The organism is Streptococcus sp. HMSC071D03, from assembly GCF_001812125.1.
In the GTDB taxonomy this organism is placed as follows: domain Bacteria; phylum Bacillota; class Bacilli; order Lactobacillales; family Streptococcaceae; genus Streptococcus; species Streptococcus pseudopneumoniae_N.
In genome coordinates this window covers 45,522-61,695 of the sequence record NZ_KV807755.1, presented here as the reverse complement: position 1 = coordinate 61,695, position 16,174 = coordinate 45,522, and the positions used below count along the sequence as shown (strand labels likewise).

The 16,174-nt window shown below is 38.8% G+C and carries 11 protein-coding genes; 4 read left to right on the top strand and 7 right to left on the bottom strand.

Features of this window, described 5'->3' with window-relative positions:
* Window positions 1–313: 313 nt before the first annotated feature.
* Window positions 314–2,296: a peptide ABC transporter substrate-binding protein gene (locus HMPREF2837_RS06100; RefSeq protein WP_075230731.1), complete on the bottom strand. Its 1,983-nt coding sequence runs from the start codon at window positions 2,294–2,296 to the stop codon at window positions 314–316.
* 223 nt (window positions 2,297–2,519) lie between these two features.
* On the opposite strand from HMPREF2837_RS06100, the gene HMPREF2837_RS06095 reads away from it, so the two are divergent.
* Window positions 2,520–3,002, top strand: coding sequence for an S-ribosylhomocysteine lyase (locus HMPREF2837_RS06095; protein ID WP_006151868.1), 483 nt, complete (start codon window positions 2,520–2,522; stop codon window positions 3,000–3,002).
* A 54-nt stretch (window positions 3,003–3,056) separates the two neighbouring features.
* On the opposite strand, the gene HMPREF2837_RS06090 is transcribed toward HMPREF2837_RS06095, so the two are convergent.
* Window positions 3,057–5,159, bottom strand: coding sequence for an AAA family ATPase (locus HMPREF2837_RS06090; RefSeq protein WP_049549019.1), 2,103 nt, complete (start codon window positions 5,157–5,159; stop codon window positions 3,057–3,059).
* A gap of 403 nt (window positions 5,160–5,562) precedes the next feature.
* The gene (pflB, locus tag HMPREF2837_RS06085; RefSeq protein WP_049549018.1) at window positions 5,563–7,878 is read right to left on the bottom strand and encodes a formate C-acetyltransferase; all 2,316 of its coding nucleotides are present in this window, start codon (window positions 7,876–7,878) and stop codon (window positions 5,563–5,565) included.
* Window positions 7,879–8,115: 237 nt separating this feature from the next.
* Between pflB and dinB the strand changes: the two genes are divergently transcribed.
* On the top strand, window positions 8,116–9,177 hold the full coding sequence (dinB, locus tag HMPREF2837_RS06080) for a DNA polymerase IV (RefSeq protein ID WP_049549017.1): 1,062 nt from the start codon (window positions 8,116–8,118) through the stop codon (window positions 9,175–9,177).
* Between the two features lie 37 nt (window positions 9,178–9,214).
* On the opposite strand, the gene HMPREF2837_RS06075 is transcribed toward dinB, so the two are convergent.
* Together HMPREF2837_RS06075 and HMPREF2837_RS06070 are read right to left on the bottom strand one after the other, a co-directional pair.
* On the bottom strand, window positions 9,215–10,060 hold the full coding sequence (locus tag HMPREF2837_RS06075) for an undecaprenyl-diphosphate phosphatase (RefSeq protein ID WP_049549016.1): 846 nt from the start codon (window positions 10,058–10,060) through the stop codon (window positions 9,215–9,217).
* 61 nt (window positions 10,061–10,121) lie between these two features.
* Window positions 10,122–12,014 (bottom strand): DUF2207 domain-containing protein, encoded by a 1,893-nt coding sequence (locus HMPREF2837_RS06070; protein WP_049549015.1) that lies wholly within the window; start codon window positions 12,012–12,014, stop codon window positions 10,122–10,124.
* 130 nt (window positions 12,015–12,144) lie between these two features.
* Here HMPREF2837_RS06070 and HMPREF2837_RS06065 point away from each other — a divergent pair, with 130 nt between their 5' ends.
* Both HMPREF2837_RS06065 and HMPREF2837_RS06060 read left to right on the top strand, forming a co-directional pair.
* The gene (locus HMPREF2837_RS06065; RefSeq protein ID WP_049527370.1) at window positions 12,145–13,710 is read left to right on the top strand and encodes an ABC transporter substrate-binding protein/permease; all 1,566 of its coding nucleotides are present in this window, start codon (window positions 12,145–12,147) and stop codon (window positions 13,708–13,710) included.
* The gene (locus tag HMPREF2837_RS06060) at window positions 13,710–14,450 is read left to right on the top strand and encodes an amino acid ABC transporter ATP-binding protein (RefSeq protein WP_049549014.1); all 741 of its coding nucleotides are present in this window, start codon (window positions 13,710–13,712) and stop codon (window positions 14,448–14,450) included. Before HMPREF2837_RS06065 ends, HMPREF2837_RS06060 begins: the two co-directional genes overlap by 1 nt.
* 444 nt (window positions 14,451–14,894) lie before the next feature.
* On the opposite strand, the gene HMPREF2837_RS06055 is transcribed toward HMPREF2837_RS06060, so the two are convergent.
* Both HMPREF2837_RS06055 and HMPREF2837_RS06050 read right to left on the bottom strand, forming a co-directional pair.
* Window positions 14,895–15,110, bottom strand: a complete 216-nt coding sequence (locus tag HMPREF2837_RS06055) for a capsule biosynthesis transcriptional regulator (RefSeq protein WP_001140700.1) — start codon at window positions 15,108–15,110, stop codon at window positions 14,895–14,897.
* A gap of 105 nt (window positions 15,111–15,215) precedes the next feature.
* Window positions 15,216–16,112 (bottom strand): SPFH domain-containing protein, encoded by an 897-nt coding sequence (locus tag HMPREF2837_RS06050; protein WP_000243418.1) that lies wholly within the window; start codon window positions 16,110–16,112, stop codon window positions 15,216–15,218.
* Window positions 16,113–16,174: the final 62 nt, after the last annotated feature.

Sequence of the window (16,174 nt, the reverse complement as noted above, 5' to 3'; positions counted from 1 at the left end):
TATGCCATAAGAAGATTATACCACACTACGTACTTTTTTAGGTTCATTTTACTATATGTAGAGAAACAACTGAACAGGTTAAATATCTCAATCGCAATCTTATCCCAAACACATGATAAATAGTCGGGAAAACTGTTTAATATTATAGATAAAATATACCTTATTTTTATGTAGTTTATCTATGAACAGGGGCGTGACTTAGAAAGTCTAATCTACTACTTCAATGCAGGGATTAAACCAATAATCAACATGCTAAACTAAAGTCTCAGGAAGGGTATCAAAAGGCCAGACTTTTTGTCCGGCCTCTTTTTTCTTATTTGACATGATTTGCAAGATCTTCTTGCGCTTTTTTATTAGATTCTTCTTTTTCTTTCTTCCATTTATCTTGAGCTTTTTGATATTCATCAGCAGTTACTGGCTTATCTTGAAGGTCAAGGTATTTGTACAAGAGGGCTTCACTTGTTCCCTTGTTACCTGAGTAAGCAAATGGAAGTGTGAATGGCACCATCTTAGACAACATTGGTCGTCCAGTTTGAGAAGTCGTTGGAATAATCAAAGCACTATCTGTCAACCAAGCTTGAGCAGCAGCATATTTATCATAACGTTTTGAAACGTCAGTGTCTTCATTTCCAGCTTCAACAACCATCTTTTCGTAATCTTCCAAACCAACTTGTTTGGCAGCTGCATTGTTTGTGCCTGAATCAAATCCTAGGTAAGTCTTAGTATTTTCACCTACTGATGGTTTGATGATATCAAGGTATGTAGATGGGTCGATGTAGTCTGGAGACCAACCAACGTTATCTGAAAGGTCCCAATCTTCACCGGCAGCCGTTTCAGCAAAGTAAGTAACATTGAGGACTTCATCTTTTTGAAGTTGTTGAATGTCAATGACAACATTGTCAGTTCCTAACGTTGCTTCAAGTGATTGTTTCAATGATTGAACACGTTGAACTTTTGTAGTATTCGTTTGGTCAACTGGCATATCCAAGTGGATTGGGAATTGAACACCCTCTGCTTGGAGAGCTGTCTTAGCCTTAGCAAATTCTGCTTTCGCTTTTTCAGGATTGTAAAGACCATCTTGAGCGTCATCTAGATTGACATCTTTCCACTCATCACCATAGGTTACTAATTTTTCTTTAACTAATTCACCAAAGTTTTTACCATCTGCTTGAACAAATGTTGGTGGTACGAACAAGTTACGAAGAAGTTTTGTTGCTCCGCTTGCTCCATTAACTTGAGAAGCATAGGCTGTTCTATCAAAACCAAAGGCGATGGCTTGACGGAAGTCTTTGTTAAGGAGAGCTTTCTTAGTTGAAGTCTTTTGCTCGTCTGTAGTCTTAGAAGTATATTTGTAAGACTGACGGTCAATATTTGTACCAACTAAGAAGGTTGAAGAATCTTGTGGTGTATAAACGATATTGTCTTTAAACTCTTTTTCAAGTTCAGAGTAGCTTCCACTTGTTGGGAAGAGACGAGCCATTGAGAAACCACCATCTTTAAAGGTTTCTGCAAGTTTGTTATTATCTTGACCATCCCAGAATGAAAGTTTTACTTTATCAATATGAACATTGTCCTTATCCCAGTAGTTTGGATTCTTTTCGAATTCTACTGAAGATTTTGCTACCAATGATTTCAACAAGAAAGGACCATTATAAAGGATACTGCTTGGATCTGTTGCTTTAGCAAAGTCACTTCCTTTAGAAGTAAGAAATTCTTCATTGACTGGTGCAAGAATTCCCATGGTTGTCTTAGAGTTCCAGAAGCTTTCTGGTTTGTTCAAAGTGTATTGAACTGTTTGATCATCTACAGCCTTAATTCCAACTTCTGAGAAATCTTTAACTTCACCTTTTACATAAGCATCCAAACCTTTAATAGATTCTTGAACAAGATAAAGGGCTTCTGACTTATTGTCAGCCGCATACTTAAGACCTGTTACAAAGTCTTGCGCTTTAACTGGTGCATACTCTTCGCCTTCAGAAGTGTACCACTTAGCATCTTTACGGATTGTGTAAGTGTAAGTCAACCCGTCTTTAGACACTGACCAATCTTCTGCCAAAGATGGCACGAAGTTACCGTAGCGGTCATTCTCCATCAAACCATCAACGACATTACTTGTGATATTAGCAACCGCAGCCTTACCAGTTGTCAGATAGTTGAGGCTGTCTGGATCTGTTTCATAAACATAAGAAAAAGTTTTCTCACCTTTTGCACTAGAGCCTGAGCCTGAACAAGCTGCCAAAACACCTGACGCTAACAGAGTCACTCCTGCTAGGGCCATTACTTTTGAAAATTTCATAATAAACTCCTTTTTGACTTTTTATACATTATAGTCCCTTTTCAGCCAAGTGTCAATACAATTTTCAGAATTTTTCCAATTGAATTGAAAACAATTGCCATTTTAAAATTATTTTTTACAGTCAGACTCTTTTATGACATTCATATTTGAAAAATCTCTTGATTAGCAGTTTTCAAGCAAATCTTTATGATATAATGAAAAGAGAAAATTGAAAGGAAATACCATGTCAAAAGAAGTTATTGTTGAAAGTTTTGAACTTGACCATACGATTGTAAAAGCCCCTTATGTCCGTTTAATCGGAGAAGAAACAGGTCCTAAGGGAGATATCATTTCTAATTTTGATATCCGCTTGGTTCAACCAAATGAGGACTCTATCCCTACTGCTGGACTTCATACGATTGAACACCTCTTGGCTAAACTCATTCGTACTCGCATTGACGGTATGATTGATTGTTCACCATTTGGTTGTCGTACAGGTTTCCATATGATTATGTGGGGACGTCATACTAGCGCAGAAATCGCTGCTGTCATCAAGGATTCGCTAAAGGAAATCGCAGAAACAACAACTTGGGAAGATGTCCCAGGAACTACCATTGAATCTTGCGGGAACTACAAGGACCACAGCCTATTTTCAGCTAAGGAATGGGCTAAATTGATTCTCCAACAAGGAATCTCGGATGATGCCTTTGAACGCCATGTCATCTAACACAAAAGAACCAGTTTTTTCAACTGGTCCTTTTTTTACACTCAAAATTTTAATTTAGGCTTTCTCACGAATGACCAAGACACCATCTTCCATATCGGCTTCAAGGTGTTTAGAATCAAGATTATCCAAGTGGAAGTCTGTGACTTTGTCACGAATTTGTTGTTCAACTACACGACGGAGTGGACGAACACCCATGACTTCATCATAACCTTCTTCGGTCATATATTCTTTGGCTGCATCACTCACTGCCAAGTCGATCTCTTTCTTAGCAAGTGTCTTATTGACATCAACCAACATCAAATCTACAATCTTAGAAAGATCTTCCTTGCTCAAGTGTGAGAACTCAATCACAGCGTTAAAGCGATTCAAGAATTCTGGACGGAAGTAAGGTTTCAAACGATCCATCAATTCTGGTTTATCCGCATCTTCTGTCAGGTTCGCTTCATAACCAAAGCCAGCATTTGAAGTTGCGATAATCACTGTATTTTTAAAGTTTACAGTGTTACCTTGACCGTCTGTCAAACGACCATCATCCAATACTTGAAGAAGAAGAGTAATCACTTGAGGATCAGCCTTTTCAATTTCATCAAGAAGGACGATTGAGTATGGATTCCGACGAACACGTTCAGTCAAAGTGTTGTTGTTATCATCGTAACCAACATAACCGGCTGTTGTACCAATCAATTTAGAAACGGCTGTGCGGTCGCTGTATTCTGACATATCCAAACGGATGATAGCATCCTTAGTTCCAAACATATCAAGAGCCAATTGTTTAGCCAACTCAGTCTTCCCAACACCAGTAGGACCTACAAAGAGGAAGCTACCGATTGGACGATTCCCTTCGTCAAAGCCTGCACGGTTCCGACGGATGGCACGTGCTACTGCTTCAACAGCCTTATCTTGACCAATAACCTTAGTTTGCAAACGGTGACCCATATCTTTCAAACGTTCGATATCAGTTGCACCCATTTGTGAAACAGGGATACCTGTCATACGTTCTACAGACTCAGCAACATCATTAACAGTCGCTGTAACCTTATGATCTTCTGTATGGTTGGCAATTTTCTTTTCAAGTTCTTCGATACGAATTTTTGCATTAAGGGCTGCTTCGTAATCTTCTTTAGCAGCTGCAGCTTCTTGTTTAGCTTTTTCTTCTTCAATTTCATGTTCCACAGCATGTACATCTGTCACTGGGTGTTGTGCTGCCAAGTGAGCAGCTGTCACATCGACCAAGTCGATAGCCTTATCTGGCAAGCTACGTTGTGGAATATATTGAACAGAATAATCAACAGCAGCTTTCAATACTTCATCTGGCAAGATAACATTGTGGTGTTGTTGATAAAGATCACGAATCCCTTGGAGAATCTTGAAAGTATCTTCAGCAGATGGTGCATTAACTTTTACTTCGTTGAAACGACGAGCAAGAGCAGCATTTTTCAAAATAGTGTTGCGATATTCATCTTGAGTTGTTGCCCCAATCACTGTCAATTCACCACGTGAAAGAGCTGGTTTCAAAATATCAGCAAGACCTTTAGATCCTTGACCATCCCCTGTGCTACCTGCACCAAGGATTTGGTGGATTTCATCGAAGAAGAGGATAATATTTCCAGCTTCTTTAACCTCGTTTACCAAGTTTTGAATGTTTTCTTCAAAGCTACCACGATATTGAGTACCAGCTTCAAGTCCAGAAATATCAATTGAAATGATTTCTTTGTTCTTGATTGCTGCTGGAACATCACCATTCACGATAGCTTGGGCAAGACCTTCTACTACTGCCGTTTTACCAACACCAGCATCACCGACTAGAACTGGGTTATTCTTTGTACGACGAGAAAGGATTTCAGAAGTTTCTTGAATCTCCTTATTACGTCCAATAACTGGATCCAACTTACCTTCACGAGCTTCTGCTGTTAAGTTACGTCCAAGTTTTGCAAGAATACCATCTTGTTTCATAGCTTTACCTTGAACATACTGAGCTTGGTCACTTCCTTCACTTGGCAGTTGACCTGTTTGACGATAAATAGCAAATTCTTCAGGTGTTACTTCACGACCGTTAATCAAGTAACGACGATTTTCAGAACTATATCCACGCATACCGCCCATCAATTGGTTAAACAAATCATCCATATTGTTAAAGTTATTAAAGTTGTTATTCATATTTTATACCTCGTTTAATTTAAAAATTAGTTAGTCAAAATAATTTGACTTTTTCTGACCTTTGTTTTAAAAATTTTAGACTAGCACTTTGCTACTCTACGTATAATTTCTGGTTTCTCTTTATCCAATACAGATTTTGTAATTGGATTTCTAAAAATACTAATGTTATTCATAGGTTGTACCTCTTTTCTAGGTTTTACCCATACTTTGACCTTAAGATAAATTACACAATCACCTTAAAATCAAGGTTTTCTAAGGATTTCCTTATCCTTATGTCCTTAGTATATCACTTTGGTCAGTATTAGTCAAGATATTTGACCAATTTTGACCAACTTTTTTTAAATATTTTTTTATACCAAAAAACCAGTCAAAATGACTGGTTTTTATTTACTATTTATGAATCTTAGCTCAATGCATCATCCATTGAAAGAACTTCGTGGAAGACACGTTGTGTCAATTCAGTTTTTTGTTCTGGAGTGAGGTACTTAGTATTTACACAGTATCCTGAGATACGTACGATTACGTCTTCACCTGACATGATCTTTTCGTAAACATCGTTCAAGTCCATAACGTTCAAGTTAACGTGTTGTCCACCGTTTTCGAAGTAACCATCAAGGATTGTTACCAAGTTATCAACTTGTTCGTCACGAGTCTTACCAAGAGCACGAGGTGAAACTTGAGTTGTCAATGAGATACCATCAGCTGCGTAACCAAAGTCAAGGCTAGCAAGTGAGTTCAAGTTTTGCAACCATCCACCTTTAGCTTTGTTAGATGGGTTAGCACCTGGTGAGAAGAATTCAAGTTTAGACAAGTTCACTGAACCATCTTCGTTGAGGTATACACCTTTGTGGACTGGTGAGTTACCAGTTTGTTTAGAGTAAGCAACGTTAGATGTGATTGTCAAAAGTGAAACTGTAGCTTCTGCATTCTTGTAAAGTTTGTGGCTACGTAGACGAGTTGTGTAAGCTTCGATCAACCATTCTGCCAATTCGTTTGAACGTGGGTCATCTTCACCCCAACGTGGGTATTCACCGATTGTTTCGTAATCGTAGATGTAGCCATTTTCATCACGGATTGGTTTAACTGTAGCGTATTTGATAGCTGACAATGTGTCAACAGTGTTAGCGAATCCACAGATACCGAATCCCATGTTAGCACGTTGTTTAGTTGGCAAGAAAGCCATTTGAACAGCTTCGTAGTTGTACTTATCAGTCATGTAGTGGATGATGTTCAAAGCATCTACGTAAGTGTCAGTCAACCAGTCAAGAGATTTTTCAAAGTTAGCTTTAACTGATTCGAATTCAAGAACTTCGTCACGGATTGGTTCGATATCAAATACTTTGTAGTCTTTATGAACATCGTCGTAACCACCGTTCAAACCAGTAAGAAGAGCTTTAAGAACGTTAACGCGAGCACCGAAGTACTGGATGTTGTGACGTTGTTCTTCGTTTTCTGGGTCAAGTGGAGATACACAACATGAGATACAGCTCATTTCACCATATCCATCTTTAGCCATTGTTGTTACACCTTCGTATTGGATTGAAGAGTGTTTGTGGCTCATGTGCATACAGTAGCGACGGAAGTTGTATGGCAATTTGTCAGTCCAAAGAACTGTCAAGTTTGGTTCTGGAGAGTTACCGATGTTGTCAAGAGTGTTCAAGAAACGGTAGTCCATCTTAGTAACACGGTGACGACCGTCGTTACCCATACCAGCCATAGAAGTTGTGATGAAGGTTGGGTCACCTGAGTACAATTGGTCGTAAGCTTTTGTACGAGCAAATTTAACTGTACGAAGTTTCATAACGAAATCATCAACAAACTCTTGGATTTCTGATTCAGTAAATGTACCACGAGCAAGGTCACGTTCTGCAAAGATATCCAATACGATTGGTACACGTCCAAGAGATGTAGCCGCACCGTTGATAACACGGCAGACAGCCATGAAGGCAATGTTTACCCATTGGATAGCTTCTTTAACGTTCATCGCTGGTTTACGAACATCAACTCCGTAAAGATCACCCAAGCGTACAACTTGTTGCAATGCTTGATATTGAAGGTTGATTTCTTCACGAAGACGGATTGTTTCTTCATCGATTTCTTCGATTGCATTCCAGTCGTTTACTTTTTCTTGCATCAAGTAGTCTGCACCGTAAAGAGCAAGACGTGCGTAAACACCGATGATACGTCCGCGTGAGTATGCATCTGGAAGACCAGTTACAGTGTGAGCGTGGCGAGCACGACGGATGTTTGAAGTGTAAGCACGGAAGATACCGTCGTTAACAGTTGTTACGTATTTAGTGAAAATTTCGTGAACAGCTGGGTCTGGCTCGTATCCATTTTCTTTCAAAGTAGTTTCAGCCATACGGATACCACCTTTTGGCATGAAGTTCAATTTGAAGAGTTCGTCATTTTGGATACCAAAGATAACTTCGTTTTCTTTGTCGATGAATCCTGCAGGGATATCAGCGATAGATGTTGGACGAGTGTCCATTGGGAAACGAGTTTCTTCGTAATGTGCTTTAGTTTCTTCTACGATTTTTTTGATGTGAAGTGAACGTTCTGTTGGTCCTGCAAGGAAGCTTTCATCTCCATCATAAGGTGTGTAGTTTGCTTGAACGAAACGAGACACACTTGCTTTTTCTTTCCAGTCAACACCTTTAAAGCCTTCCCAGGCTTTGTCAAAAATGTCTTGTGCTTCAACAACTGTCTTAACAACCATGTTAATGTCCTCTTTTTTCTTTCTAGTAACAGTCATCTGTTACATTCATGTACTCAGTATAACATACAGTAAACGATTTCAACAAGTAGAAAATCTCTTTTTTAGCACTTTCTTTTCTAATACAGTTTCAAAAATAAATAAAACTGTATTATATTTTTGAAAAGAATTACTTGGTTTTCATTTTTTCAGAAAAAGAGTATAATAAAATTAAACAAACTAGCACTGAGAGGTTTCTTCATGTTGATTTTCCCACTAATGAATGATTTATCTCGTAAAATCATCCATATTGACATGGATGCCTTTTTTGCTGCTGTTGAAATTCGAGACAATCCCAATCTTAAAGGGAAGCCAGTTGTGATTGGTAGTGATCCTAGAAAAACTGGTGGTCGAGGAGTTGTTTCTACCTGTAGTTATGAAGCGCGAGTCTTTGGCATCCACTCAGCTATGAGTTCTAAAGAAGCCTATGAACGTTGCCCTCAAGCTGTTTTCATTTCTGGAAACTACGAAAAATATACTGCTGTCGGTCAACAGATTCGAGCTATTTTCAAACGTTATACGGATAATATCGAGCCTATGAGTATCGATGAAGCTTATCTAGACGTGACTGAAAACAAACTCGACATCAAGTCCGCTGTTAAAATCGCTCGACTAATCCAACAAGATATTTGGCAAGAACTTCATCTGACCGCTTCTGCTGGTGTGTCTTATAATAAATTCTTAGCTAAAATAGCCAGCGATTACCAAAAACCTCAAGGTCTGACAGTTATTCTCCCTGATGAAGCTGAAGATTTTCTCAAACAAATGGATATCGCTAAATTCCACGGTGTAGGTAAGAAAACAGTTGAGAAATTGCATCAAATGGGGGTATTTACAGGTGCTGATCTTTTAAAAATTTCTGAAATTAGTCTCATTGATCGTTTTGGTCGACTCGGTTTTGACCTGTATCGCAAGGCTCGTGGCATTGATAATTCTCCCGTCAAATCCAATCGCATTCGTAAATCTATTGGAAAAGAAAAAACTTATAGTAAAATTCTCAATCTAGAAGAGGATATCAAAAAAGAGCTAACTCTCCTTTCGGAAAAAGTTGCCCTGAGTCTTCAAAAAAATGAAAAATCTGGAAAGATTGTTATTTTAAAAATCCGCTATGCTGACTTTTCTACAATGACTAAGCGGAAAAGCTTATCTCAAAAGATCCAAGATGCTGAAACTATTTCACAAATAGCTATCCAACTTTACGAATCTCTGACAGATAAAGATAAAGACGTTCGCTTATTGGGTGTCACTGTGACTGGATTTTAAAACCTTGAAGGAAGCAGCTTCCCTCAAGGCTTTTTTCTTATACAAATAATCGAACGAAGCTATAAAGTAGTAAGACACTACCTAGGACAATACGGTATTTTCCAAACATTGTAAAGTCGTGTTTTTTTACATAGCTGGTCAAGAAACGAATGGCAACCATGCTGACTGCAAAAGCCACTACCATTGCTACCAAGAGCAAGAAGAATTGACCAAAACTCAAGACTTCTCCCGCTTTGATGAATTTAAAAATCTTCAAAGCACTAGCTCCAAACATAACTGGAATTCCTAGATAGAAGGTAAACTCAGTTACCACCGAACGACTAGTTCCATTTAACAAACCACCAACGATAGTGGCACCCGAACGGCTAGTCCCAGGTAAAAGAGCCAAGACTTGGAAAAGTCCGATATAGAGGGCCGTTTTATAAGGCAACTTGTCTAGCTCTGTGACTGTTGGCTCAATCGCTTGCGCTTTGTTACGTTTTTCAAGATAGATAAAGGCAACCCCATAAACAATCAACATAATGGCTACTGAAACCATATTATGGAAGTGAGTGTCAAACCAATCATCAAACTTAAAGACAAGGAGAAGAGGTAAAGTCGCAACAAATACTTTCGACCATAATTGCCAAGTTCTACGAACTTGAACTTTATCTTTCCCTGGTTTGAAAGGATTAAGTTTGTTAAAGTAGATAACCATAACGGCTAAGATTGCACCAAGTTGAATAACCACGTTAAACATAGACATAAAGGCTTCACTTTGGTCTTTATATTGGACAAATTCTTCCGCTAGGATCAGGTGACCAGTGCTTGAAATCGGCAACCATTCCGTGATTCCTTCAACAATACCAAAAAAGATAGATTTTAAAATTTCAATAAGATACATAGATAACTCCTTTTTCTATCCTCCATTATATCATACTTTTATAAGCTGTGTTTAGTTTTCTTTAAAAGGCACCGATGCTGCCGCCACCACCGCCGCCAGAAAATCCACCACCAGAACTTCCACTACTAGAAGATACTGAGTAAGTACTTGCCGTATTTGCGACACTGGCATAATGGCTCATTTGCGCTGTTGAATGATAAAACATGCTATGCCAGCCATAGGCTACATAGAGATTGATATCTGGATTTTCAACTTGGATCTGGTGAACCTTCATCAAATGGCTAACCTTGTCAGCATATCCAAACAAAGTTGCATAAACTAATAGACGATTCCAAACAACAATACTTTCCAATTCAGCCTGATCCAGTCGTGCAATCTCACGCAACATATTTTCAAAACTGGTCCAGAGATAGTAGACTTCTGCTCCTGCTTCATTTAGGACACCATCACGATTATCTAGTCGAAGCTTCCAATAATAGAAAACAGCCAAAACTAAACCTAGAAAACCAAGTATTGGCAAGGGGAGGTAAAGATAGCCATGAACGTCCAAACTATACAAGAACAAACCAAATCCGATGATTAGTGGGAAAATAGTAGAAACAGCCATGCTCACTTGCAAGACCTTTTCCCCGCTAGTCAAGGGGCGATAATAATCTGGGAGCCCCCAGAAGGAAACTCGATTTCTTACTCCGTCTTGCATCTCTTTCAATGCTCTTTCAAAAGAATATTTGAGTTTACGGCCTTTTGTTTGAATCCGTTTTTCATCAGTAGCTTTCGCTCCACGGTAAAGGTTCTCAGAAACCTTATAATCTGCAAACAAATTGGAAACAGCAACTTCTTTTTTACCTGAAAAGGTCAGATTTAGGCAGTCTTTCTCAAAGCTTGACAAACCATCTTCTTTTACCAGCCTCAAGCCAACTGCGTCTCCTTCTGAAATAATAGAGACATTCCCACGGTCTATCACATCTAACAAGGTAGCTTGAATAAGTTGGTCAAAGGTGAATTTTCCTGCTCCTTTGGTTAGAGGACTCACTTCCTCTAAGGAGGTCGAGTAGACAGCCTCTGATAAAACCATAGGCTCTAATTCCATCGGCGGTTCATAGAGACGATGATTTTTGGCATATTTGACTGAAGGAGTGGTTTTTCTTCTATAAATAAAATAGAAGCAGATACTCAATAACAAGGAGATGGAAAGTATTGAAGGAAACACCCAAGTAACGAGTTGTTTACTCTGCTCTTTTTCTCTAACAATCGAGTCTTCTATCTTATTAAACTCTTCTAAACGATTCCCTTTTAAGCCCTGATCTGTAGCGCTAGCAAAATCAGTTCGAGGCCAGTAGGCATGCAACTCAACTCCGCGCTTAGACGGAAGATTGTCTAAGCGAATAGTATAGTCATGACCACTCTGTTCAATACTTCCCTCTCTATAAAGTTGACCTGTGTGGAAAAAGAGTTTTTCAGCCCCCTTATCTCCCCTCACATGAAACTCAAACTTTTCAATAGATTCTGAACTATCTGTTAAGGGTTGCCAATTTAATTCAGCGATATCATGATATAAGAAAAGAAGATTTTTCAATTGCCAGGTAAGTTCCACTTCGACCCTGTCCCCTTCCTGACCTGGATTATAGACTTTAACAGTATAACCATTCTTTTCTTCTGTCACTTCGCTAGTAACATCTGTCAGTTTAGCACCATTTTTCGATGCCTCAACCTTTGGATGAGGATCAATTTCAAACCCGCTAGGCATCTTGCCTGCACGACCAAGTCCCACTATTTGGCCATTAAAATCATCCTCAAACTGGTAAACTATCTTCTGCCTAAATTCCGCTGTATTATCTGCATGAATATACAGTTCTCCTTTATAGGATGGAATGCTGAAATCCACGGCAAAAACCAGTTTGGGAACAATTATCAGACATGTAAATATAAGTACTATTAACCATCTTTTTTTCATAATATAGCCTCTTTTGACCTTTTTCTCATTATATCATTTTTTTCCAAGTAAGGGTTTACTAGGATTGAAAAACTTGCTAATTTTCGATACAATAGAGAGAAGCAATTTTAGACTAGAAATAGGAGAAAACATGAAAAAATTATGCTTAACTATCCTTGCTAGCCTGGCCCTTACTTTAGGACTAGTTAGCCAGGTCCAAGCCGATGAATATTTACGCATCGGTATGGAGGCAGCCTACGCACCCTTTAACTGGACTCAAGATGACGACAGTAACGGCGCTGTCAAAATCGATGGAACCAACCAATATGCTAATGGTTACGACGTCCAAATAGCTAAAAAAATTGCTAAGGACCTAGGCAAAGAGCCCTTGGTTGTTAAAACCAAGTGGGAAGGACTTGTTCCAGCCCTTACTTCTGGTAAGATTGATATGATCATTGCAGGTATGAGCCCAACTGCTGAACGCAAACAAGAAATTGCATTTTCAAGCAGCTACTATACTAGCGAACCAGTACTTTTGGTCAAAAAAGATTCTGCCTATGCAAACGCCAAATCACTAGAGGACTTTAGCGGAGCAAAAATCACTTCTCAACAAGGTGTTTACCTTTATGATTTGATTTCACAAATCTCAGGCGCTCAGAAGGAAACTGCCATGGGAGATTTCGCCCAAATGCGTCAAGCTCTTGAAGCTGGTGTCATTGATGCCTATGTTTCTGAACGTCCTGAAGCCCTAACTGCCGAATCAGCAAACGCTAAGTTCAAAATGATTCAGCCTGAACCTGGTTTTAAAACTGGTGAAGAAGATACATCTATCGCTATTGGACTTCGTAAAGATGATAACCGTATCAGCCAAATCAATGCCAGTATTGAAACCATTTCTAAAGATGAACAAGTTGCGCTCATGGATCGTATGATCAAAGAGCAACCAGCAGAATCTACAACGACAGAGGAAAGCAACAGTAATTTCTTTGGCCAAGTCGCTAAAATTCTGACTGAAAACTGGCAACAACTCTTGCGTGGTGCTGGTATTACACTTCTCATTTCAATTATCGGTACCATCGTTGGTCTCGCTATCGGTCTTGCTATCGGTGTCTTCCGTACAGCACCTCTATCAGAAAATCAATTTATTTTCGGCATCCAAAAACTAATCGGTTGGATTCTCAATATCTATATTGAAATTTTCCGTGGGACACCTATGATTGTACAATCTATGGTTATCTACTATGGAACTGCTCAAGCTTTCGGAATCAATCTAGACCGTACGCTAGCTGCTATCTTTATCGTTTCGATCAACACTGGTGCCTACATGACTGAAATCGTCCGTGGTGGTATCCTAGCTGTTGATAAGGGACAATTTGAAGCGGCAACTGCACTTGGCATGACTCATAACCAGACCATGCGTAAGATTGTTTTGCCTCAAGTTGTTCGAAATATTCTACCAGCGACTGGTAATGAGTTCGTCATCAACATCAAGGATACTTCTGTATTGAACGTTATCTCTGTTGTAGAACTTTACTTCTCAGGAAATACAGTAGCAACACAAACCTACCAGTACTTCCAAACCTTTACCATCATCGCAGTTATCTACTTTGTCCTCACCTTCACAGTAACGCGTATCCTACGCTTCATCGAAAAACGTATGGATATGGATACCTACACGACAGGTGCTAACCAAATGCAAACGGAGGATTTGAAATAATGAGTCAACCAATCCTTGAAATCAAACACCTCAAAAAATCCTACGGGCAAAACGAGGTCTTAAAAGACATCTCTCTCACTATTCATAAAGGAGAAGTGATTTCTATCATCGGTAGTTCCGGTAGTGGTAAATCAACCTTCCTACGTTCTATCAACCTTCTCGAAACACCAACTGATGGTGAGATCCTTTATCACGGTGAAAACGTACTTGAAAAAGGGTATAACCTCACTCACTATCGTGAAAAACTAGGCATGGTTTTCCAATCCTTTAACCTCTTTGAAAATCTCAACGTTCTTGAAAATACGATTGTTGCACAGACAACCGTTCTCAAACGTGAACGATCAGAAGCAGAGAAAATTGCTAAAGAAAACCTTGAAAAGGTTGGAATGGGAGAGCGCTACTGGCAAGCTAAACCAAAACAACTTTCTGGTGGTCAAAAGCAACGTGTAGCCATTGCTCGCGCGCTTTCTATGAATCCTGATGCCATTCTCTTTGACGAGCCTACTTCAGCCCTTGACCCTGAAATGGTCGGTGAAGTTCTAAAAATCATGCAAGAACTAGCTCAAGAAGGCTTGACAATGATCGTTGTAACCCACGAAATGGAATTTGCTCGTGACGTATCACACCGTGTCATCTTTATGGACAAAGGTGTGATTGCAGAAGAAGGCAAACCTGAAGATTTATTTACAAATCCTAAAGAGGAACGTACAAGAGAATTTTTACAACGCTATTTAGGATAAGATAAAAGCGGTTGGATAAACCTCTTAAACTAAGAGTTGTATTCCTTTTCAATCCCCAATCAACATTGAGTCAAAGGCTCATGAACATAAAAATCAAGGTCGGAGTTTTTTATTCCGACCTATTTTTATATCTTCGATGCCATCTTCTGCTTTCTGAGCAAGTATTGCTTGTAGCTATATTCCTAATCTTTTATTTGATTTTCATGAGTGATACTCAATGAAAATCAAAGAGCAAACTAGGAAGCTAGCCGCAGGCTGTACTTGAGTACGGCAAGGGGACGCTGACGTGGTTTGAATTTGATTTTCGAAGAGTATGAGATCACTCCTCTCCTGTCAACCTAGCTCATCCTAACAAATAGATTTGTTGAGTAGGTCATAGCATGGCTATTTCTCCATTCCATAAATAAAAGCAGACCCTAATTAGAGTCTGCTTGTATCCAAAGATTAATCTTCAAATTTTTCATGATTTTTTTCATAGAAATCAATTAATCCAAGGGCTGTTTCAAAGGAAATATTTTTAACTTTTGCACGTCCTTGAGCTAGAGCAATGATAGACATTTCACGTGCATTCGTTTCTTTAGAAATACGATAACCAGTGATCTTCTTATCACGAACCCAGCTAACAACTGATTCTACTTTTTCAAAGTTAGTCTTAGCCATGTTTTTCTCCTATTTTATTCTTTACGATATTTAATTGTATACGTTTTTATGGCATTTGTCAATAAAAAAACATATATCCAATCAAATAAGACGTTAAGATTTGGTTTACTTGGCTTTTAAAGCCGATAATATATGGGTTCGTATATCTTCAACTCCGTTAGGATTTGCTGGTAAGAAAATTGTATTATTACCTTGTTTTTCTGCAAAATTATTCAATGTATCTAAATACTGGTTAGTTAACAAGATTGACATGATTTGCTCTTCAGTTAATTCAACATTGGCTCCTTTTAACTCTTTAATAGAATCAGCAAGTCCATCAACAATTGCTTTTCGTTGCTCTGCGATCCCCACACCATGTAGGCGATCCTTTTCTGCCTCTGCTTCGGCCGCTGTTACGATCTTAATTTTATCTGCTTCGGCCAATTCTTGTGCTGCTACTCTCTTACGTTGAGCAGCATTGATTTCATTCATCGATTGCTTGACTTCCGCATCCGGCTCTACTTTGGTAATGAGCGTTTTGACGATAATGTACCCATACGTTGACATTTCTTCCGCTACTTGTTTTTGAACTTCTAATGCAATTTCATCCTTTTTCTCAAACAATTCATCCAAAGTTAACTTAGGAACTGATGAGCGCAATGCATCTTCAATGTAAGATTTGATTTGAGCCTCAGGTCTCATTAGTTTATAGTAAGCATCTGTAACATTTTGTTCATTTACTCGGTACTGTGTTGCAACATTCATCGTCACAAATACGTTATCTTGAGTCTTGGTTTCCACAACGATTTCACTTTGCAAGAGACGCAGTTGTACACGAGCTGCAATTTTATCAATCCCAAATGGTGCTCTTAGGTGAATACCACTATTGCTCAACTTTTGATACTTACCAAATCGTTCAATGATAGCTACTGATTGTTGTCGAACAACATAGATTGAGCTCATTAGTATAGCTCCTACAATAAGCATTAGAATAATTAGAACAAGTATAACTTTTAAAACCATGGGAATCTCCCCCTTTCTTCATTTACATTATAGCACTTGTAAATAGGTTAGGCAAATGATAT